Origin of the sequence: Thiomicrorhabdus immobilis (assembly GCF_021654855.1) — a bacterium.
Taxonomy (GTDB): Bacteria; Pseudomonadota; Gammaproteobacteria; order Thiomicrospirales; family Thiomicrospiraceae; genus Thiomicrorhabdus; species Thiomicrorhabdus immobilis.
In genome coordinates this window covers 1,671,974-1,691,853 of record NZ_AP024202.1, presented here as the reverse complement: position 1 = coordinate 1,691,853, position 19,880 = coordinate 1,671,974, and the positions used below count along the sequence as shown (strand labels likewise).

General features: G+C 43.4%; 21 protein-coding genes and 1 tRNA gene. 21 read left to right on the top strand and 1 reads right to left on the bottom strand.

All coding sequences use genetic code 11. The features are described from left to right. Nucleotides 1-10 precede the first annotated feature (10 nt). From L6421_RS07695 to L6421_RS07660, 8 genes are all read left to right on the top strand, one after another. Entirely contained in the window at nt 11-640 is a 630-nt protein-coding gene (locus L6421_RS07695) for a phosphoribosylanthranilate isomerase (RefSeq protein ID WP_237261070.1), read from the top strand. Beyond that, entirely contained in the window at nt 637-1,842 is a 1,206-nt protein-coding gene (trpB, locus tag L6421_RS07690; RefSeq protein ID WP_237261067.1) for a tryptophan synthase subunit beta, read from the top strand. The genes L6421_RS07695 and trpB overlap by 4 nt, the downstream gene beginning before the upstream one ends. A gap of 59 nt (nt 1,843-1,901) precedes the next feature. Further along, complete coding sequence (gene trpA, locus L6421_RS07685; RefSeq protein ID WP_237261065.1) at nt 1,902-2,723, top strand: tryptophan synthase subunit alpha; 822 nt, start codon at nt 1,902-1,904, stop codon at nt 2,721-2,723. A gap of 108 nt (nt 2,724-2,831) precedes the next feature. Continuing rightward, the gene (gene accD / locus L6421_RS07680; RefSeq protein WP_237261063.1) at nt 2,832-3,686 is read left to right on the top strand and encodes an acetyl-CoA carboxylase, carboxyltransferase subunit beta; all 855 of its coding nucleotides are present in this window, start codon (nt 2,832-2,834) and stop codon (nt 3,684-3,686) included. Between the two features lie 41 nt (nt 3,687-3,727). Next, nucleotides 3,728-5,029, top strand: coding sequence for a bifunctional tetrahydrofolate synthase/dihydrofolate synthase (folC, locus tag L6421_RS07675; protein WP_237261061.1), 1,302 nt, complete (start codon nt 3,728-3,730; stop codon nt 5,027-5,029). A 3-nt stretch (nt 5,030-5,032) separates the two neighbouring features. Continuing rightward, a complete protein-coding gene (locus L6421_RS07670; RefSeq protein ID WP_237261060.1) occupies nt 5,033-5,605 on the top strand; it encodes an SPOR domain-containing protein in 573 nt (190 codons plus the stop codon). A gap of 105 nt (nt 5,606-5,710) precedes the next feature. Further along, nucleotides 5,711-7,228, top strand: coding sequence for an amidophosphoribosyltransferase (gene purF / locus L6421_RS07665; RefSeq protein WP_237261057.1), 1,518 nt, complete (start codon nt 5,711-5,713; stop codon nt 7,226-7,228). Nucleotides 7,229-7,254: 26 nt separating this feature from the next. Beyond that, nucleotides 7,255-8,433 (top strand): O-succinylhomoserine sulfhydrylase, encoded by a 1,179-nt coding sequence (locus L6421_RS07660; RefSeq protein WP_237261055.1) that lies wholly within the window; start codon nt 7,255-7,257, stop codon nt 8,431-8,433. An 85-nt stretch (nt 8,434-8,518) separates the two neighbouring features. Here the strand turns inward: L6421_RS07660 and yhbY are convergent, their stop codons facing one another. After that, complete coding sequence (yhbY, locus tag L6421_RS07655) at nt 8,519-8,824, bottom strand: ribosome assembly RNA-binding protein YhbY (RefSeq protein WP_237261053.1); 306 nt, start codon at nt 8,822-8,824, stop codon at nt 8,519-8,521. A gap of 64 nt (nt 8,825-8,888) precedes the next feature. Here yhbY and rlmE point away from each other — a divergent pair, with 64 nt between their 5' ends. The 13 genes from rlmE (at nt 8,889) to nuoF (ending at nt 19,841) form a co-directional block, all read left to right on the top strand. Continuing rightward, a complete protein-coding gene (gene rlmE, locus L6421_RS07650; RefSeq protein ID WP_237261051.1) occupies nt 8,889-9,509 on the top strand; it encodes a 23S rRNA (uridine(2552)-2'-O)-methyltransferase RlmE in 621 nt (206 codons plus the stop codon). 142 nt (nt 9,510-9,651) lie between these two features. Beyond that, nucleotides 9,652-11,634 (top strand): ATP-dependent zinc metalloprotease FtsH, encoded by a 1,983-nt coding sequence (ftsH, locus tag L6421_RS07645; RefSeq protein ID WP_237261048.1) that lies wholly within the window; start codon nt 9,652-9,654, stop codon nt 11,632-11,634. 99 nt (nt 11,635-11,733) lie between these two features. Then, complete coding sequence (gene folP / locus L6421_RS07640) at nt 11,734-12,570, top strand: dihydropteroate synthase (RefSeq protein WP_237261046.1); 837 nt, start codon at nt 11,734-11,736, stop codon at nt 12,568-12,570. Between the two features lie 64 nt (nt 12,571-12,634). Beyond that, entirely contained in the window at nt 12,635-13,972 is a 1,338-nt protein-coding gene (glmM, locus tag L6421_RS07635) for a phosphoglucosamine mutase (RefSeq protein ID WP_237261044.1), read from the top strand. Nucleotides 13,973-14,040: 68 nt separating this feature from the next. Further along, on the top strand, nt 14,041-14,796 hold the full coding sequence (gene tpiA, locus L6421_RS07630; RefSeq protein WP_237261042.1) for a triose-phosphate isomerase: 756 nt from the start codon (nt 14,041-14,043) through the stop codon (nt 14,794-14,796). A 2-nt stretch (nt 14,797-14,798) separates the two neighbouring features. Then, nucleotides 14,799-15,116, top strand: a complete 318-nt coding sequence (gene secG / locus L6421_RS07625; RefSeq protein ID WP_237261040.1) for a preprotein translocase subunit SecG — start codon at nt 14,799-14,801, stop codon at nt 15,114-15,116. Between the two features lie 10 nt (nt 15,117-15,126). Further along, nucleotides 15,127-15,211: transfer RNA gene (locus tag L6421_RS07620), tRNA-Leu, on the top strand. 61 nt (nt 15,212-15,272) lie between these two features. Continuing rightward, nucleotides 15,273-15,629 (top strand): NADH-quinone oxidoreductase subunit A, encoded by a 357-nt coding sequence (locus L6421_RS07615; RefSeq protein WP_029407875.1) that lies wholly within the window; start codon nt 15,273-15,275, stop codon nt 15,627-15,629. Next, nucleotides 15,620-16,096: a NuoB/complex I 20 kDa subunit family protein gene (locus tag L6421_RS07610; RefSeq protein WP_040728184.1), complete on the top strand. Its 477-nt coding sequence runs from the start codon at nt 15,620-15,622 to the stop codon at nt 16,094-16,096. The genes L6421_RS07615 and L6421_RS07610 overlap by 10 nt, the downstream gene beginning before the upstream one ends. Nucleotides 16,097-16,119: 23 nt before the next feature. After that, the gene (locus L6421_RS07605) at nt 16,120-16,791 is read left to right on the top strand and encodes an NADH-quinone oxidoreductase subunit C (protein ID WP_237261039.1); all 672 of its coding nucleotides are present in this window, start codon (nt 16,120-16,122) and stop codon (nt 16,789-16,791) included. Between the two features lie 12 nt (nt 16,792-16,803). Next, nucleotides 16,804-18,057: an NADH-quinone oxidoreductase subunit D gene (locus tag L6421_RS07600; protein WP_237261037.1), complete on the top strand. Its 1,254-nt coding sequence runs from the start codon at nt 16,804-16,806 to the stop codon at nt 18,055-18,057. After that, nucleotides 18,054-18,560 (top strand): NADH-quinone oxidoreductase subunit NuoE family protein, encoded by a 507-nt coding sequence (locus L6421_RS07595; protein WP_237261035.1) that lies wholly within the window; start codon nt 18,054-18,056, stop codon nt 18,558-18,560. The genes L6421_RS07600 and L6421_RS07595 overlap by 4 nt, the downstream gene beginning before the upstream one ends. Beyond that, a complete protein-coding gene (nuoF, locus tag L6421_RS07590; RefSeq protein ID WP_237261033.1) occupies nt 18,561-19,841 on the top strand; it encodes an NADH-quinone oxidoreductase subunit NuoF in 1,281 nt (426 codons plus the stop codon). Nucleotides 19,842-19,880 lie beyond the last annotated feature (39 nt).

Sequence of the window (19,880 nt, the reverse complement as noted above, 5' to 3'; positions counted from 1 at the left end):
TAGAAACAGAATGACATCAAGAACTCGTGTTAAAATTTGCGGCCTGACTTCGATTGATGATGCTTTATTGGCAGTGAATGCAGGAGCAGATGCGATTGGTTTGGTGTTTTATGCTCCCAGTCCTCGTTTTGTAGAGGTGGAGCAAGCAGCACAAATCGCTGGCCATTTACCAGCATTCGTCACCAAAACGGCGTTGTTTGTGAATCCGGATGTGAGTTATGTAGAGGAAGTATTGGCTAAGGTCAATATCGATCTACTTCAGTTTCATGGTGATGAATCCGCCGCATTTTGTGAGCAGTTCAATAAGCCTTATATCAAAGCGGTACGCATGCAGGAAACCACTGATTTGAATCAGTTAAGCCTTGAGTTTTCAGGTTCATCCGGTTTGTTGCTGGATGCTTATGTGCCAGGTATCCCAGGCGGTACGGGGGAGCAGTTCAACTGGTCATGGATACCTAAAGCGTTTACTTTGCCGATTATTTTGGCGGGTGGTTTGACCGCTCAAAATGTAAAGCAAGCGATACAAACGGCGCAGCCTTGGGCGGTAGATGTCAGCGGTGGTGTAGAAGCCAGTAAGGGTGTAAAGTCGCCAGAAAAAATTAAGCAATTTATGCAACAAGTAATGAGTACAGTTGAATGACAGTAGATTTTTCAAAATTCCCAGATAAAAACGGCCATTTTGGACCTTATGGTGGCATTTTTGCACCGGAAACCCTTATGGCGGCTTTAGAGCAGTTAAACCAGGAATACGAAAGTGTTAAAAACGATCCTGCGTTTTTAAGCGAGATAGCTAATGATTTGCGAGACTATGTAGGTCGACCTACGCCTCTTTATTATGCAGAACGCTGGTCTAAGGAGTTGGGTGGCGCAAAAATCTACTTAAAGCGTGAAGATTTAAACCATACCGGTGCTCACAAGGTAAACAATACCATTGGTCAGGCTTTGTTGGCGAAACGTTTGGGTAAAACCCGTATTATCGCTGAAACGGGTGCGGGTCAGCATGGTGTGGCCAGTGCGACGGTAGCGGCTCGTCTTGGTTTGGAGTGTGTGGTTTATATGGGGGCTGACGATGTGATTCGCCAGGCACCAAACGTGGCTCGTATGAAGATGTTGGGTGCGAAGGTTGTGGCGGTAGAGTCGGGTTCACGTACTTTAAAAGATGCGTTGAACGAAGCGATGCGTGACTGGGTGACCAATGTTGATGATACGTTCTATATTATCGGTACGGTAGCTGGACCACATCCATATCCGGCGATGGTGCGTGATTTTCAAGCGGTTATCGGTGAAGAAGCACGTGAACAGATTTTGGAAAAAGAAGGTAAACTGCCTGATGCTCTGATTGCCTGTGTAGGCGGTGGCTCGAATGCCATCGGTCTGTTTCATAAGTTCTTGCCGGATGAGTCGGTGAATATTTATGGTGTTGAACCTGCCGGGCATGGCCTGGAGACAGGTGAACATGCGGCACCACTGTGCAAGGGAACGCCAGGTGTATTACATGGTAACCGTACTTATTTGATGCAAGATAAAAATGGCCAGATATTAGGTACTCACTCTATTTCAGCCGGCCTGGATTATCCGGGAGTGGGTCCGGAACACGCTTGGTTAAAAGACATAGGGCGAGTGAATTATGTGGCCATCGACGATGAAGAGGCGTTGCAAGGATTTAGGGATTTGACTCGTTTTGAAGGAATTATTCCTGCCCTGGAATCCAGTCATGCGATTGCTTATGCAACTAAATTAGCGCCAACGATGACGCCAGAACAGACGATTATCGTTAACTTATCCGGACGTGGCGATAAAGACATGAATACCATTGCACAAATTGAAGGCTTTGAATTTTAAACATAGCATTACCAGTTATATAGCTGAATGTTATGCCTGTTTTTAATAAGAGATAAATCATGAGTAGAATACAAAACACACTAGCAAATTTAAAAGACAATGGTAAAACCGCGCTGATTCCTTATATTACCGCTGGAGATCCGGAGCCGAATGCCACGATTGATTTAATGCATCTTCTGGTTGAAAAAGGCGCTGATATTATCGAGTTGGGTGTGCCTTTTTCTGATCCGATGGCGGATGGACCGGTTATTCAGAAAGCGGTTGAGCGTGCTTTAGAGCATAATGTCAGCTTGGATGATGTTCTGGAATTCATCCGTGTCTTCCGTGAAAAAGATGAAAAGACCCCGGTTGTTATCATGGGATATTTGAATCCGATAGAGGCGATGGGGTATGAAGCGTTTGCCAATGCCGCAAGTTCAGTGGGGGCGGATGCGGTATTAACGGTTGATATGCCTCCGGAAGAGTCTTTTGGTTACAAAGAAGCTTTGGAAGCAAAAGGTTTGGACCGTGTTTTCTTGGTTTCACCCACCACTCCAGAGGGTCGATTACAGGCGGTTAATGAAAAAGGTAGCGGTTTTGTTTACTATGTCTCATTAAAAGGTGTGACCGGTTCTAAAGAGCTTGATGTGAATGATGTGGCTAACCAAGTCGCTCGATTGAAGCAGTCGTTGAAGCATCCGGTTGGAATCGGTTTTGGGATAAAAGATGGTGAGACCGCTTATGAGATGGCCAAGTTAGGTGACGCGGTCATTGTTGGCTCATCCTTGGTTACCTTGATTGAAGCGAATGCAACCAAAGGTCTATACGATATTCATTTAGCCATCGGTGAAAAAATGGCCGAATTCCGCCATGCGATTGATAGAGCGGACGCTGAAAACTAAACGCGGTCGCACTGCGTAGGGTCGCACTGCGTAGCATTGTAATGAATTAGCAAAGAACAAATAAAAAGTAATAGGATTATGACAGTCTCATAGTCATCAGGAGTATATATGAACTGGTTTGAAAAAATTTTACCGAGTATCAAACAAGTAACGGAGCGTAAAAAGTCAGTGCCTGAAGGGCTTTGGACTAAGTGTCCAAAATGTGAAAGCACACTTTATCGTTCAGAAGTCACTCGCAATCAAGAAGTTTGTCCTAAGTGTGATCATCACATGCGTTTAGGCGGGCGTCAGCGTTTGGAAACGTTCTTGGATGAAGGTAGTTTTGTTGAAACCTCTGCAAATATTTCCCCGGTGGATGCGCTTAAGTTCAAAGATCTGAAAAAGTATAAAGATCGTATTACCCAAGCTCAAAAAGCCACTGGTGAAAAAGATTCTTTTATTACCGGTTCAGGCACGATAAACGGTTTACCTGTTATGGCTGCGGCATTTGAATTCAAATTCATGGGTGGCTCAATGGGTTCGGTTGTGGGTGAGAAATTTGTGCGTGCCGTGAATCAGGCGATTGAAAACAAGACACCGTTCATCTGCTTTTCTGCCAGTGGGGGTGCCCGTATGCAAGAAGCGTTGTTTTCATTGATGCAGATGGCTAAAACCAGTGCGGCTTTAGGGCGTTTACGAGCGCAAGGTCTGCCTTTTATTTCAGTGTTGACCGATCCGACTATGGGTGGGGTTTCCGCTAGTTTTGCCATGTTGGGTGACTTGAATGTGGCCGAACCTAAGGCGTTGATCGGTTTCGCCGGGCCTCGTGTTATTGAACAAACGGTTCGTGAAAAATTACCAGAAGGTTTTCAACGCAGTGAGTTCCTTTTAGAACATGGTGCTATTGACCGTATTATTCATCGTCACGACTTGCGTAATGAGTTGGCGGATATTTGTAAGATGTTACAGAATAAACCCGCCTAATCAATTTTACTTTTACATATAAAATCAAAGCTTAAAAATAGATGAATATTCCTAATAACCAGTCTACTCTTGAACAGTGGGTAGACTGGTTACTGCATTTACATGCCCAAGAAATCGATTTGGGACTAGAGCGAATTCGCCTAGTTGCTGAAAAAATGCAAGTTACCAGGCCTGCTCCGTTTGTCATTTCGGTTGCCGGAACCAATGGTAAGGGCTCCAGTGTCGCTATGTTGGCATCTATTTTAAAAGCGGCAGGATACAATGTGGGGACTTACACGTCTCCTCATATTTTAAAGTTCAACGAACGTATTCAAGTCAACAGTGTTCCTGTCAGTGACCAGCAGATTGTTGATGCTTTTACCGCGATTGAAAGCCAACGTGAACAAATTAAATTAACCTATTTCGAGTTTTCCACTTTAGCGGCTCTAACCATCTTTAAACAAGCCAAGTTGGATGTGGTGGTTTTAGAAGTCGGATTGGGTGGGCGCCTGGATGCGGTCAATGTGGTTGATGCGGATGCGTCTTTGATTACAGCGATTGACGTCGATCATATTGATTGGCTTGGTGATGATAGAAGTCTAATCGCGGTTGAAAAGGCCGGAATTATGCGAGAGGGTAGGTTGAGTATCTGTTCCGATCCGAATCCACCGCAAACATTGATCGATTACGCGGCGGAGTTGCAGGTGGATTTAGCTTGTTTGAAAATCGATTTTGATTATCAAAAGAATCCATTAAATGACCAGGCCTGGTCATTTAATTTCACGCAAGATGATCAGCCAGCTGTAACTTTAACCAAACCGCAGTTGCATGGTGATTTTCAATTGCAAAATGCATCGGGTGTGGTCGCATTACTGTCAAAGATTCGATCTCAGTTAGCGGTTGATATCGAACATATCAATAAAGGTTTAGCAGAGGTCAAACATCCAGGGCGTATGCAATCGTTGCAAATAAACCACCAGGCCTGGTTGATTGATGTCGCCCATAATCCCCAATCGGCTCAAGTTTTGGCCGAATACCTTGAAAAGCAAGCCTTTGAACCTCATAAGAGCATAGCCCTGTTCTCCGCATTGAACGATAAAGATATGTTACCCATGGTCAGAGTGATTAAACCTTTTGTCAGCCAGTGGGCTATTGCAGATCTTGATATTCCAAGGTCAACGGGGTTACAGCAATTGACAGGGATCCTTTTACAAGCCGGCGTGGAAAAACAACAGATTTGCGAGTTTGAATCAATCGCCTTAGCCACGGAGTATGTAAAAGGTTGTGATAAATCTAATGTCTTGGTTTGGGGGTCGTTTTTTACGGTGGCACAAACGTTAGAAGAATTAGAGGCTGACAAGTAGTTCATGGATTCAGTAAGTAAAAATCGTTTGATTGGTGCCGCGATTTGGCTTGGGTTGTTAGTCATCATCGTGCCGCAGTGGTATAGCAAGCCTGTTAATTTTGTGCCTGAAGGGTTTCAAAAAACAGAAGTCAAAAGTACCTTACCCATTGTCGAGCACGCCTACCGTTTACCTAATGGTGATGACAAGCCGTTGACGAATGGTCAAGCACAGAATTTGAACAGTGCTTCAAAAGAGGCGCTAAGCTCAGATATCGAAACCAAGACGGTCGATACTCAGGTTGACTCACAACAAGCTTTGCATGACAAAATTAGCCAGCTGGATAAAGTCTCTGACAATGAAAAATACAAAGGTCAGTGGATTGTCCGCTTAATCGCCTTTTCTGATATTAAAGAGGCCAATGAACTTTTAGGCCAGTTGGATTCAGAGTACGATGTTTATATTAAGTACTATGAGAAGAGTAAAATTTATTCTGTGAGAACAGGACCTTATATTTCTAAAGCTAAAGCTGAGAAAGATAAGCTTAAATTAGATAAAATGTTGCATACCAAAAGTGAGGTTGTGCAACTTCCTTAAGACCGATGGTGGGATGTGCTTAACTTGTTAAGTCCAACTCACTGTTGGAACGACCATTTGATTATGGTTTTCAATAGCTATTTGTAAGTAAGAGAGTGTACGAAAATGTGCGGTATTGTTGGGATTGTATCGGGTTCTGGAAATTATGTTAATCAGGAAATCTATGATTCCTTGACTATTTTGCAGCATCGTGGGCAAGATGCGGCAGGTATCGTTACCTGTAAAGACGGACGTTTTTTTCAGCGTAAAGATAACGGAATGGTAAAGGATGTTTTCAGAACAAGACATATGCGTGATCTACATGGCAATATGGGGATTGGGCATGTTCGTTATCCAACGGCAGGTTCGTCTTCAAGTGCGGAAGCACAGCCGTTTTATGTAAACTCTCCTTACGGAATCGCAATGGGTCATAATGGTAATTTGACCAATGCGGAAGAGGTTGCGGAAGAGATTTATCGTACCGATTTACGTCACCTCAATACCAACTCAGACTCTGAAGTGTTATTGAACGTATTTGCCCATGAGTTAATGCAGCAAAAGAAACTATTCATCGATCATGAAGACGTTTTTAATGCGGTGCGAGCTGTGCATAAACGTGTGAGAGGGGGTTATGCCGCAGTTGGGATTATCTCTAATATCGGTGTGGTGGGGTTTCGTGACCCATTTGCTTTACGTCCGATTGTGGTCGGTAAGCGTGTAACGCCAAATGGTACTGATTATATGATCGCTTCTGAATCGGTGGCTTTGAGTGGCCTAGGGTTTACCTTGGAAAAAGATTTGGCACCGGGCGAAGCGGTTGTGATTACCGAACAAGGTGATATTTATTATCAGCAGTGTGCAGAAAACCCGCAATATACTCCTTGTATCTTTGAGTATGTGTATTTCGCGCGTCCAGATTCGATGATGGATGATATTTCGGTATACAAGTCCCGCCTACGAATGGGGGAGAAGCTTGCAGAGAAGATTTTACGTGAATGGCCTGACCATGACATCGATGTCGTCATGCCGATTCCGGATACAAGCCGTACTTCCGCACTGGAGCTGGCCTCAAAGTTGAATATTCCTTACCGTGAAGGTTTGATGAAAAACCGTTACATCGGGCGTACCTTCATTATGCCTGGTCAGCAGTTACGTAAGAAGTCGGTTCGCCAAAAGTTGAACCCGATTAACCTGGAGTTTGAAGGTAAAAACGTATTGTTGGTTGATGATTCCATTGTACGTGGTACCACGTCAGGTCAGATTGTCGAAATGGCACGTGAAGCTGGTGCAAATAAAGTTTATTTTGCTTCGGCAGCGCCAGCCGTACGTTATCCTTACGTTTACGGCATTGATATGCCTTCGGCTTCTGAATTGGTTGCCAACAACCGTACTACTGAGGAAGTGGCAGAATTTATCGGCTGTGATAAGTTGATTTATCAAGATTTGGAAGATTTGATCGATGCGGTGAGTGTCGGTAATGAGCAGATTCCGAAATTTGATACCTCCTGTTTTAGTGGTGAGTATATTACCGGTGATATTACCCCTGAATATCTAGCTTCTTTGGACACCAGTAGAAATGATGATGCGCAATCGACCAAGAAAGCTTTAGGACAGGAAACTGTTGGCCTACATAATGGTAGTTAACTAGATAAGTTAATGGGTGAATTTCAGTGAATGAGTTTGATATAGATACACTTGCGGTCAGAGCGGGTTACCAGCAGACAGCGGAACAAGAGAATAGTGAAGCGATTTTCCCTACATCGAGTTTTCGTTATAAATCGGCTGCTCAAGCAGCGGCACGTTTTAGTGGAGAAGAAAAGGGTAATGTTTACTCCCGTTTTACCAACCCAACGGTCAGGGCGTTTGAAAATCGCTTAGCGTTAATGGAGGGTGGAGAATCTTGTGTTGCTACCGCTTCTGGAATGTCGGCTATCTTATCGACCTTTATGGGGTTATGCCAAGCGGGTGACCATGTGGTTTCTTCACAAAGTATTTTTGGTACGACAAAAGTACTGTTCACCAAGTATCTGGCTAAGTTCGGTGTTGAGGTTACCTTTGTTTCACAAACGGATATCCGTGAATGGCAGTCCGCGATTCAGCAGAATACCAAAGCGTTCTTTTTAGAAACGCCATCAAACCCTCTTACTGAAGTAGCGGATTTAAGTGCCTTAAGTTCTTTGGCAAAAGCCAATGACTGTTTATTGATTGTGGATAACTGCTTTTGCACGCCGATTCTACAAAGACCATTAGAGCAGGGAGCTGACATTGTCATTCATTCTGCAACCAAGTTCATTGATGGACAAGGTCGTGGGATTGGTGGTGCGGTTGTCGGTTCTGAAGCGTTAATTGAAGAGCCTGTTCGTGGTTTTATGCGTACGGCTGGGCCAACTATGAGTGCATTTAATGCTTGGATTTTCCTAAAAGGATTAGAGACACTGCCTGTACGGATGCGAGCACACTGTGAAAACGCCGAAGCGTTGGCGGTATGGTTAACGGATCATCCGGCGGTGGAAACCGTCTTTTATCCAGGATTGGAGTCGCATCCTCAGTTTGAGTTGGCTAGTAAACAGCAGTCTGCTGGCGGTGGTTTGGTGAGTTTTAAAGTTAAGGGCACTCGAGAACAGGCATGGAGTGTCATTGATGCTACCCAGATGTTGTCGATTACCGCGAACCTTGGTGATGTTAAGACCAGTATTACCCATCCTGCGACTACGACTCATAGCCGTGTTGATCCTGAAGCAAGAATTCAAGCGGGTATTACCGATAATTTAATTCGTGTTTCGGTAGGTTTGGAGTCTATTGAGGATATCAAGCAGGACTTGAAAAGAGGTTTAGATAAGTTGGTTTAAAGCCGGTTTAGGTGTGGATTTAAAATCAGGTTTGCTGTAATAAGGGGTTAAGAGGTCGTTTCTTAACCCTTTTTATGTTGGCGGGTTATCGTGGTAGAGGAAGTTCGGTCTCTTCACTCTGGCGATAGATGACACACACTTTACCAATGGTTTGAACCAATAAAGCCCCTGTTTGTTCTAAGATGTAATCAACAATTTTCTTTCTATCTTCACGGTCTGCAGAAGCCATTTTGATTTTAAGAATTTCATGATGTTCTAAGGTGCTTTCAAGTTCAGCCATTAAGCTTTCTGTAACGCCGTTAGCGCCAATAATAATCATTGGGTTTAAACCGTGAGCAATTCCACGTAAGAATTTCTTTTGGTTGGTGTTTAATTTTTCTGGTTGGCTCATTGAATTTTCCAATTGAAGTCATTATTAATAATTTAGTTTTATATATTGTAGTTGAAAACACATTATGGCGAGAAGTAAATCGAGCGCAGGTTGGTTAAAAGAGCATTTTGACGACCCTTATGTTTTGAAAGCTAAGCAAGAAGGCTGGCGTTCTCGAGCGGTTTATAAACTGCAAGAGATTGATGATAAAGACAAACTGTTTAAAAATGGTATGTGTGTTGTGGATTTAGGTGCTGCCCCAGGTGGTTGGTCACAGTGGACCGCACATAAAATCGGCAGTCAGGGTGAAGTGTTTGCTTTAGATATTTTACCTGTTGAGCCTTTTGCCGGTGTCACCTTTATTCAAGGCGATTTTAGAGAAGATGAGGTTTACAATAATCTATTGTCAGCGCTGGATGGTCGAGATGTCGATGTGGTTATGTCTGACATGGCGCCAAATATGAGTGGTAACAAGGGGGTTGATATTCCCCGCGCGATGTATTTGGTAGAGCTTTGTGTTGAGTTGGCCGACCAAGTCTTGAAGAAGAATGGCGATTTGCTGATGAAAGTTTTTCAAGGTGAGGGCTATAATGAATTAATCCTCAACTTAAAGTCCAAATATGACAAGGTCATTACACGTAAACCCCAGGCTTCTAGAGCGAGAAGCAAAGAAATTTATTTATTGGCTCGTGGTAAAAAAGCTTAATTATATAAAGAATGGTTATTAATAATTAAGGCTGTGCTATAAGTTTTTTTTATTTAAAAGTGTGATAAAGTAGCTGAAATAAGATTTTCATCGATTGATTACGTTTTAATTAACGTATGGTTTAGAAAAAGTAAGGTTAATAATGAAAAACGATATGCTAAAAAATGTACTGATTTGGACAGTAGTGGCCATGGTGTTAATGTCTGTTTTCAATCATTTTAGTACTCAAGGGCAGAATTCATCAGGCCGTTTAGACTATTCAGATTTTATTGAACAGGTTCATCAACAACAGGTTAGTAAGGTCTCTATCGAAGGTCAAACCATTCGTGGTGTATATACCAATGGGGATGCTTTCACGACCTACAATCCAGGTGATCCTGGTTTGATGGGTGATTTGTTGGATAATCAGGTTAAAGTCAGTGCGCAGCCTCCTGAGCAGCAAAGTGTTTTGATGCAGATTTTCATTTCTTGGTTCCCAATGTTGCTTTTAATTGGTGTATGGATTTTCTTCATGCGCTCAATGGGTGGCGGTGTTGGCGGCAAGGGTGGCCCAATGTCATTCGGTAAAAGCAAAGCAAGGATGCTGACGGATGATCAAAACAAGGTGACTTTGGATGATGTGGCCGGTGCTGATGAAGCGAAACAAGAAGTAGGTGAAATTGTTGATTTCTTGAAAGACCCAACAAAATACCAGAATTTGGGGGGAAGTATCCCTCGCGGTGTCTTGATGGTGGGACCTCCTGGTACCGGTAAGACATTGCTTGCCAAAGCGATTGCTGGAGAAGCTAAAGTACCTTTCTTCACCATCTCGGGTTCTGATTTTGTGGAGATGTTTGTGGGTGTTGGTGCCTCGCGTGTTCGCGACATGTTTGAGCAAGCTAAAGCGCATGCACCATGTATTATCTTTATTGATGAGATTGACGCGGTTGGTCGTAGTCGAGGCTCAGGTATGGGTGGCGGAAACGATGAGCGTGAGCAGACCTTGAACCAAATGCTGGTTGAGATGGATGGTTTTGAAGGGAATGAAGGGGTTATTGTCATTGCCGCCACCAACCGTGCTGACGTACTTGACCCTGCATTACTTCGTCCAGGTCGTTTCGATAGACAGGTTACTGTGGGTCTACCGGATATTCGTGGACGTGAACAGATTCTGAAAGTTCATATGCGTAAAGTGCCTTTAGCTGATGATGTAGAACCATCGTATATTGCTCGCGGCACACCAGGTTTTTCCGGTGCAGACTTGGCTAACTTGGTTAACGAGGCCGCTCTGTTTGCCGCTCGCAATAATGATAAATTGGTGACCCAAAAACATTTTGAAAAGGCCAAAGACAAAATTCTTATGGGTGTTGAGCGTAAGAGTATGGTCATGAGTGAAAAAGAGCGTCGTATGACGGCTTACCATGAGGCTGGCCATGCGATTGTCGGTTGGTTGGTGCCTGAGCATGACCCTGTCTATAAGGTTAGTATCATGCCGCGTGGTAGAGCCTTGGGTGTCACCATGTATCTTCCAGAAGAAGATAGTTATAGCTACAGTAAACGTAAGTTAGAAAGCCAGCTTTCGAGTTTATATGGTGGCCGTATCGCCGAGGAATTGATTTATGGTCCAGATGCGGTAACGACTGGGGCAAGTAACGATATTGAGCGTGCCACTATGATCGCACGAAATATGGTCACCAAGTGGGGGCTTTCAGATAATCTTGGTCCGCTCATGTATGAAGAAGATGATAAAGGTGGCTTTATGGGAAGTTCCCGTAATGCCAACGTTTCTGGTGAAATCTCTAAAGAGATCGACCATGAAATTCGTAACTTGATTGATCGTAACTACAAAAGAGCAACGGATATCCTGACTGAGCACTCTAAAGAGCTGGAGTTGATGACCGAAGCGCTTATGCAGTACGAGACAATCGATGCAGAACAGATCAAGAACATCATGGAAGGCCGTCCAGCTGGTGAACCAAAAGATTGGCAGGGTTCTGATGATCATGATTCTAGTGCTTCTGCAGGTTCAGATAGCGAAGTCAAAGCACAGGATGAATCTGAAAAGCCAGTTGATATGGTTAAGGATGATTTGTCTGGAGAGGCTTCGAGTGAAGAGGCAAAAAATAGTGAGCCAAAACTACACTAGTTGATTGGTTTCTTTAAGAAAACCCCGATTTCGGGGTTTTTTTTTGGATAGGAATCATTGTTTGCTAGGTTCCGGTAGCAATAATGTTTGAGGATAGGTATGTTTGATATAGAAAAAGAATTGCACAGGATTCATTTGACCAGGCCTGGTACTCCACTGGTGATGGGGATATTGAATGTGACTCCAGACTCATTTTCTGATGGCGGACTGTTTGTATCCCAAAAGCTTATTGAGGAGCGTGTCGTTCAGATGATTTCACAAGGTGTGGATATTATCGATGTTGGAGGGGAGTCGACCAGGCCTGGTGCTGATGCAGTGCCGCTTTCCGTTGAGCTGGAGCGTGTAATACCGGTAGTCGAATGGATTACCGAAAGGTTTGATGTTCCAGTTTCGGTAGATACCTATAAGACTCCGGTTATGCAGGAGTCGATAATTGCTGGAGTGTCGATTGTCAATGATGTCAATGCCTTGCAAGACACCGGAGCTATTGACTGTGTCGCTAAAGGCCAGGTTGCGGTCTGTCTTATGCATAAAAAGGGCAATCCGGGTGATATGCAGCAAGCACCATCTTATGAAGATGTCGTGGAGGAAGTTAAGGCATTTTTGTTGAGCCGGGCGAGTGTTTGTGAGCAAGCCGGTATTGATAAAAGTCGGATAATTTTAGATCCTGGATTTGGTTTTGGTAAGACTTTAGAGCATAATAAACGGCTGTTTAAAGAGTTGTCAGAATTTACCTCTCTTGAATATCCGATTTTGGTAGGTGTTTCTCGTAAACGCATGATTGGCGAAATTCTAGGTGATGTTCCGCTGCAAAGTCGTTTGCATGGTAGTGTTGCCGCCGCAATACTGGCGGGCATGAAAGGTTCACAGATAGTGAGAGTGCATGATGTCGCACCAACGGTTGAGGCATTGACGGTTATCGCAAGTCTTACCTAGTTGATGGTTTGGAATCTCTCGTTGTTTTAAATAAGTTGCTTTTAGGTGGCTTGATAGGTTGTTTATGAAAGAAACTCAGAAAAAATATTTTGGTACTGATGGTATCCGCAACCGTGTCGGTTCAGGAATGATTCGCCCTGATCAGATTTTAAAATTAGGGTGGGCGACAGGCAAGGTGATGAAGGCTCGTGGTGAGTCGAAAGTGATGATTGGCAAGGATACACGTATTTCAGGCTATATGTTTGAATCGGCTTTGGAAGCTGGTTTTATCGCAGCGGGTATTGATGTGATGTTGCTTGGACCGATGCCTACACCTGCAGTCGCCTATTTAACACAGACATTTCATGCCGATGCGGGGATTGTAATCAGCGCATCACATAATCCGCATCATGATAATGGCATCAAGTTCTTTTCATCACAGGGTAAGAAAATCAGTGATTCAATCGAGTTGGAAGTAGAGGCTGCCTTTGAAGAGGATATTGAAGTGGTTCCTTCTGAACAACTCGGTAAGGCAAAACGGATAGAAGATGCCGCCGGGCGTTATATTGAGTTTTGTAAAAGCACTTACAGCGCGCAGGCAAAGCTAGATGGTTATAAGGTGGTTTTGGATTGTTCAAATGGTGCGACCTATCATATTGCCCCGCATGTGTTTGAAGAGTTAGGTGCTGAAGTGGTTTCAATTGGTGTCAATCCGAATGGTATCAATATAAATCATGAATGTGGCGCAACCCATGTCGAAGCCTTGCAAGCCGAAGTTGTTAAGCAACGGGCTAATCTGGGTATCGCGTTTGATGGCGATGGCGATAGGGTCATTATGGTGGATGAGTTCGGTAAGGTTGTCGATGGTGATTTGATTTTATACATTCTAGCCATGCATTCGGGCTTAGAGGTTAAGGGTGTTGTCGGCACGGTAATGAGTAATCTCGGTGTTGAAAATGCTTTGCGTGACAAAGGTGTTGGTTTTGAGCGTTCGCAGGTCGGTGACCGTTACGTTATGCAAAAATTGACGGAACAGGATTGGAAGTTCGGCGCTGAGCCATCAGGCCATGTTTTATGTCTAAACAAAACCTCAACTGGCGATGGTATTGTCGCCTCTTTGCAAATTATGTCTGCAATTGTTTCAACAGGAAAAAGTCTTGCTGAATTAACCGGTGAGGTTGAATTTTATCCGCAGGTCTTGAAAAACAAGCGTGTTGATAATGCTAAAAAGATTATGGGTTCCGATGTGTTGAGGGAAGCAATAATCCAGGCAGAACAACGCCTTGGAAGTCAGGGGCGAGTTTTGGTTAGGGCGTCTGGTACCGAGCCGCTTATCCGTGTGATGGTTGAAGGGGCTGATGGTGTTTTAGTGGAAACGCTTGCAAATGAATTAATTAATGTTGTGGAATCAGAAATTTCATAAAAATGCAATATTGTTTTTCGTAAAAGAAAACGCTAATATTGTAAAACTTTTGTGTTGGAGATTAGTAAATGAGAAAGCCGTTTGTCGCAGGGAACTGGAAAATGCATGGTTCAAAGGCGTCTATTTTGAGCTTGGTAACAGGGCTAAATGCTAAAGCTGACCAACTTGGTGACGTAGATGTGGCTGTTTGTCCACCCGCAATTTATATAGATTATACAAAACGCGCACTTTCTAATGATGTTATTGCTCTAGGTGCGCAAAATATGGCAGTAGAGCCTGTGCAAGGTGCTTATACGGGTGAGAACTCTGTTGAGATGCTTAAAGATTGTGCGTGTGATTATGTGATTTTAGGTCATTCTGAACGTCGCGCCATCTATGGTGAGACAGATGCTGAAATTGCACAAAAAGTCAAAGTTGCGTTGTCGGCAAAAGTCACGCCAATCTTATGTGTTGGTGAAACTTTGCAAGAACGTGAATCTGGTGTGATGGAATCGGTAATTGCCGGCCAATTAGATGCTGTTCTTGATGTGGTTGGTATCGAAGCTTTTACAGATATTGTGATCGCTTATGAGCCTGTTTGGGCTATCGGAACAGGAGTAACGGCTTCACCAGCACAGGCACAAGAGGTACATGCTTTCATTCGCGGCAAGTTGGCGGCGTTGAACTCTGCAGTAGCAGATAAAGTAATTATTCAATATGGTGGAAGTGTTAAACCTGATAATGCAAAAGAATTATTCGGTCAAGCGGACATCGACGGTGGGTTAATCGGTGGAGCATCTCTGAATGCTGACGATTTCATCGCAATTTGTAAAGCGGCGGGCTAAACATGTTTGGAATTGTATTAACGATACATTTGATTATCGCATTGATTCTTATTGCGTTAGTTTTGGTTCAGCACGGCAAGGGTGCTGACGCGGGTGCCAACTTTGGTGGTGGTTCTTCGCAATCTGTTTTTGGTAGCAGTGGTTCTGCTACTTTCCTATCGAGAATGACGGCAGTTGTTGCGACAGTCTTTTTCATTACCAGTCTTGTGCTTGCCTATATTGGTAGTCAGCAAGCGAAGGGTTATCAGAGTGTAACTAAAGCGCCTGTTGAACAAGTACAAACTAAGGAAGATACTGCTGCGCCAGTAGTTCCTGAATAATAAGTTTATTGCCGATGTGGTGAAATTGGTAGACACGCTATCTTGAGGGGGTAGTGGCGCAAGCTGTGCCGGTTCGACTCCGGCCATCGGCACCATATTTTAATGCTGTTGCATGGATGCAATGGTGAATCAAACGCTAGACGAGGTCTAAAACCCATGCTAGAAAATTATCTTCCTGTCCTAGTCTTTATTGTTCTAGGCGCCCTTTTTGGGGTTGGCCCAATATTAATCGGTTACCTGTTAGGTCCGCAAAAGCCTGATGCTGAGAAAAACTCTCCTTATGAGTGTGGTTTTGAGGCGTTTGAAGATGCACGTATGAAATTCGATGTACGTTTTTATCTGGTTGCTATTTTGTTCATCATCTTTGACTTGGAAATTGCCTTTCTATTCCCTTGGGCGATTGTATTAGATGAAGTGGGGACTTTCGGTTTATTGGCTATGGGTGTGTTTTTATCGCTTTTAGTTGTCGGTTTTATCTATGAGTGGAAAAAAGGAGCGCTTGAATGGGAGTAGAAGGCGTTTTAAAGGAAGGGGTTGTCACCACTTCTGCTGATAAATTAATTAACTGGGCTCGTACTGGTTCTCTTTGGCCAATGACATTTGGTTTGGCTTGTTGTGCGGTTGAAATGATGCACGCGGGTGCTTCACGTTATGACTTGGACCGTTTCGGTATTATCTTTAGACCAAGTCCGCGTCAATCGGATGTCATGGTGGTAGCCGGAACTTTGGTTAATAAAATGGCTCCTGCTTTAAGAAAAGTATATGACCAGATGGCTGAGCCACGTTGGGTGATTTCAATGGGTTCATGTGCCAATGGTGGTGGCTATTACCACTATTCATATTCTGTAGTTCGTGGTTGTGACCGTATCGTACCTGTAGATGTCTATGTTCCAGGTTGCCCGCCAACGGCTGAAGCGCTGTTATACGGGATTATCCAGTTACAGAACAAGATCAAACGTACTAACACTATCGCTCGATAAGAATAAAAGAAGTAGACGTTACTATGAAACAGTCAGTTTTAGATTTACAAAACAATGTTAATAAAGTGCTGGGCGATTTAATCGTTACTTCAGACATAGCATTAAATGAATTAACGATTGAAGTTGCGCCGAAGAATTCGTTAAAAGCTTTTAAGTGCTTACGAGATGATTTAGGTTTTGAACAGCTAATGGATCTTTGCGGTATTGATTACCTGGATTATGGTCAAGCGAACTGGGAAACCATGAAAGCCGTTAATAGCGGGTTCAGTCGTGGCGTTTTCGATTTCGCCGATGAAGATGATGCTGATGTTGATTCAATGGAAAGACGTTTTGCAGTTGTTTATCACCTTCTATCGATCCAAAACAATTTAAGAATCCGCGTTAAGGTTTTTCCTGAAACAACACAAATGCCAACTGTTGATAGCGTAATTGATATTTGGAATGTGGCTAATTGGTTCGAGCGTGAAGCTTTCGACCTGTTTGGTATTTTATTTAAAGGTCATCCTGATCTGCGTCGTATTCTTACCGATTATGGTTTTGTTGGTCACCCGTTACGTAAAGATTTCCCTTTAGTCGGGAATGTGGAAATGCGTTACGACGCTGATAAAGGTCGTGTTATTTACGAGCCTGTCTCTATTGAAAATAGAGTTAATGTACCTCGAGTGATTCGTAAGCAATCACCAAAAAACGTGTAATTAGGAATAAAAATGCCTGAAATTCGTAACTATACTCTTAACTTTGGTCCACAGCATCCATCAGCGCATGGTGTGCTTCGTCTAGTTTTGGAGCTGGATGGTGAGACGATTGTTCGTTCAGACCCTCATATTGGTTTATTACATCGTGGTACGGAAAAGTTAGCGGAATTTAAACCGTATAACCAGTCCATTGGTTATATGGATCGTCTTGACTATGTTTCCATGATGGCTAATGAACATGCCTATGTTATGGCTATCGAAAAAATGCTGGGTGTTGAAGTGCCTGAGCGTGCGCAATACATCCGTGTTATGTTTGATGAAATCACTCGTGTTCTTAACCATTTGATGTGGTTGGGTGCACATGCTTTGGATATTGGTGCAATGACCGTGTTCCTATATGCATTCCGTGAACGTGAAGACTTGATGGATTGTTATGAGGCGGTTTCGGGTGCTCGTATGCATGCTACTTACTACCGTCCAGGTGGTGTTTACCGTGACCTGCCGGATACCATGGCTAAATATGAAGCTTCCAAGTGGAATTCGGGTAAGAAGTTAGACCAGTTGAATGAAACTCGTGAAGGTTCTTTACTGGATTTCATCGAAGCCTTCACACAGCGTTTTCCTGGTTACATCGATGAATATGAAACTTTATTGACCGATAACCGTATCTGGAAACAGCGTACGGTTGATATCGGTATTGTTTCACCAGAAAGAGCGTTGCAATTAGGCTTTACTGGCCCTATGTTACGCGGTTCAGGTATTGAGTGGGATTTGCGTAAAAAGCAGCCTTATGAAGTTTACGACAAAATGGAGTTTGATATCCCTGTTGGTGTAACGGGTGATTGTTATGACCGTTATCTTGTACGTGTTGCAGAGATGCGTGAATCTAACAAAATCATTAAACAGTGTGTTGATTGGTTGAAAGCGAATCCGGGTGCTGTCATGTCTGATGATAATAAGGTCGCGCCTCCATCGAGAGAAGATGCTAAATCAAACATGGAAGCGTTGATTCATCACTTCAAACTTTATACAGAAGGTTATACCGTTCCTGAGAGTGAGGTTTACTCTGCAGTAGAGCACCCTAAAGGTGAATTTGGTATTTACATGGTTTCTGATGGAGCCAATAAACCTTACCGTATGAAAGTTCGTGCACCTGGTTTCCCACATTTAGCTTCATTAGACGAAATGGTTAAAGGTCATATGATTGCCGATGTTGTTTCAATTATCGGTACTCAAGATATTGTATTCGGAGAGGTGGATCGATGAGTTCGACAATCACAGATACAGCAAATTTTATTCAGGGTGATGTAAAAGTCCGTATTGATAAGTGGATTGCAAACTATCCTGCGGATCAAAAAAAATCAGCCGTTATGCCTGCTTTACGTATTGTTCAAGAGTGCCATAACGGCTACTTGACCAATGATTTAATGGACCAAATTGCCGCTTACCTAGAAATCACACCAATGGAAGTCTATGAAGTGGCGACTTTCTACGGTAACTATGAGCATGCACCGGTTGGCGAAATCAAACTATGTATTTGTAACAGTATTTCTTGCATGTTGCGTGGTAAAGACGACATCGTGAAATATCTTGAAACCAAATTAGGGATCAAGCCTGGAGAGATCACTCCTGATGGCCGTTTTTCCATCAAGATGGTTGAGTGCCTAGGCGCTTGTGGTGGAGCACCAATGATGCAAGTTGGTAAAGATTATCATGAAAATTTAACACCACAAGCAATCGATTTACTTCTAGCAGAGTGGGAGAAATAAATGGTCGTACAAAATGAAAATTGTTTCCGTTTAAACCACCTGGAAAACTCTTGGGATATTGATGTCTATATCGCCAATGGTGGTTACGAAGTATGGAAGAAAGTGGTTGCTGGCGAAATCGAGCCAAACGAAATCATCGAAGAGGTGAAAACCTCAAATATTCGAGGACGAGGTGGAGCCGGTTTCCCGACAGGATTAAAGTGGAGTTTTATGAACCGCTTCGCTCCAGGTCAGAAATATATCGTTTGTAACTCCGATGAAGGCGAACCTGGAACCTTTAAAGACCGTGATATTCTACGCTACAACCCGCATGCGCTGGTTGAGGGGATGGCTATTGCAGCCTATGTTATTGGTGCTTCTGCCGGTTATAACTACATCCGTGGTGAGTTTTGGGAACCATACAAACGTTTCGATAACGCAATCAATCAAGCACGTGAAGCTGGTTTGTTAGGTAAGAACATCCTTGGTACAGGTTGGGATTTTGATCTTTATACCCATCTTGGAGCAGGTGCTTATATTTGTGGTGAAGAGACTGCCTTGATTGAATCGATTGAAGGTAAGAAAGGTCAACCACGTTTTAAACCGCCATTCCCAGCAAGTTACGGTTTGTATGGTAAGCCAACCACCATCAACAACACGGAAACCCTGGCGTCTATTCCAATGATCTTAGCGAAGGGCGGAGAGTGGTTTAACGACTTGGGTGTTGAAAACGCAGGTGGTACAAAATGTTATTCAGTATCAGGGCATGTAAATGCACCTGGTAATTTCGAAGTTCGTATGGGGACCCCATTTAAAGATCTTCTTGAACTTGCAGGTGGAATCTGGAAAGGACGTGAATTCAAAGCGGTCATTCCTGGCGGCGCATCAACCGCTATTATCCCAGCTGAAAAAGCAATGGCAATGAATATGGATTACGATTCAATTGCTAAAGCAGGTTCTTTCTTGGGTGCAGGTTCGGTCATCATTATGGATGACCAAACCGACATCGTAAAAGTTATGCAAAACTTGAGCCATTTCTATTGGGATGAATCTTGTGGCCAATGTACTCCTTGTCGTGAGGGTACGGGTTGGTTATATCGTGTATTAACACGTATTGTTGAAGGCAAGGGACGTCCAGAAGACATTGCCGCGTTAAAAGATGTGTCAGGCAAAATCATGGGTAATGTTATCTGTGGTTTAGGTGATGCAGCAACAATCGCGTTAACCAGTGCATTAGATCACTATGAACACGAATTCCAGCACTACATTGAACATGGTTGTAGTATTTTCGATCGTACCTAATCACAGTTGATTAGATACTAGCAAATAAGTTAGAAAACT

Bases quoted from the DNA above. Each gene is read 5' to 3' on its own strand.
- L6421_RS07695 (WP_237261070.1), top strand. From the start codon at position 11: ATGACATCAAGAACTCGTGTTAAAATTTGCGGCCTGACTTCGATTGAT.
- trpB (WP_237261067.1), top strand. From the start codon at position 637: ATGACAGTAGATTTTTCAAAATTCCCAGATAAAAACGGCCATTTTGGA.
- trpA (WP_237261065.1), top strand. From the start codon at position 1,902: ATGAGTAGAATACAAAACACACTAGCAAATTTAAAAGACAATGGTAAA.
- accD (WP_237261063.1), top strand. From the start codon at position 2,832: ATGAACTGGTTTGAAAAAATTTTACCGAGTATCAAACAAGTAACGGAG.
- folC (WP_237261061.1), top strand. From the start codon at position 3,728: ATGAATATTCCTAATAACCAGTCTACTCTTGAACAGTGGGTAGACTGG.
- L6421_RS07670 (WP_237261060.1), top strand. From the start codon at position 5,033: ATGGATTCAGTAAGTAAAAATCGTTTGATTGGTGCCGCGATTTGGCTT.
- purF (WP_237261057.1), top strand. From the start codon at position 5,711: ATGTGCGGTATTGTTGGGATTGTATCGGGTTCTGGAAATTATGTTAAT.
- yhbY (WP_237261053.1), bottom strand. From the start codon at position 8,824: ATGAGCCAACCAGAAAAATTAAACACCAACCAAAAGAAATTCTTACGT.
- rlmE (WP_237261051.1), top strand. From the start codon at position 8,889: ATGGCGAGAAGTAAATCGAGCGCAGGTTGGTTAAAAGAGCATTTTGAC.
- ftsH (WP_237261048.1), top strand. From the start codon at position 9,652: ATGAAAAACGATATGCTAAAAAATGTACTGATTTGGACAGTAGTGGCC.
- folP (WP_237261046.1), top strand. From the start codon at position 11,734: ATGTTTGATATAGAAAAAGAATTGCACAGGATTCATTTGACCAGGCCT.
- glmM (WP_237261044.1), top strand. From the start codon at position 12,635: ATGAAAGAAACTCAGAAAAAATATTTTGGTACTGATGGTATCCGCAAC.
- tpiA (WP_237261042.1), top strand. From the start codon at position 14,041: ATGAGAAAGCCGTTTGTCGCAGGGAACTGGAAAATGCATGGTTCAAAG.
- secG (WP_237261040.1), top strand. From the start codon at position 14,799: ATGTTTGGAATTGTATTAACGATACATTTGATTATCGCATTGATTCTT.
- L6421_RS07615 (WP_029407875.1), top strand. From the start codon at position 15,273: ATGCTAGAAAATTATCTTCCTGTCCTAGTCTTTATTGTTCTAGGCGCC.
- L6421_RS07610 (WP_040728184.1), top strand. From the start codon at position 15,620: ATGGGAGTAGAAGGCGTTTTAAAGGAAGGGGTTGTCACCACTTCTGCT.
- L6421_RS07605 (WP_237261039.1), top strand. From the start codon at position 16,120: ATGAAACAGTCAGTTTTAGATTTACAAAACAATGTTAATAAAGTGCTG.
- L6421_RS07600 (WP_237261037.1), top strand. From the start codon at position 16,804: ATGCCTGAAATTCGTAACTATACTCTTAACTTTGGTCCACAGCATCCA.
- L6421_RS07595 (WP_237261035.1), top strand. From the start codon at position 18,054: ATGAGTTCGACAATCACAGATACAGCAAATTTTATTCAGGGTGATGTA.
- nuoF (WP_237261033.1), top strand. From the start codon at position 18,561: ATGGTCGTACAAAATGAAAATTGTTTCCGTTTAAACCACCTGGAAAAC.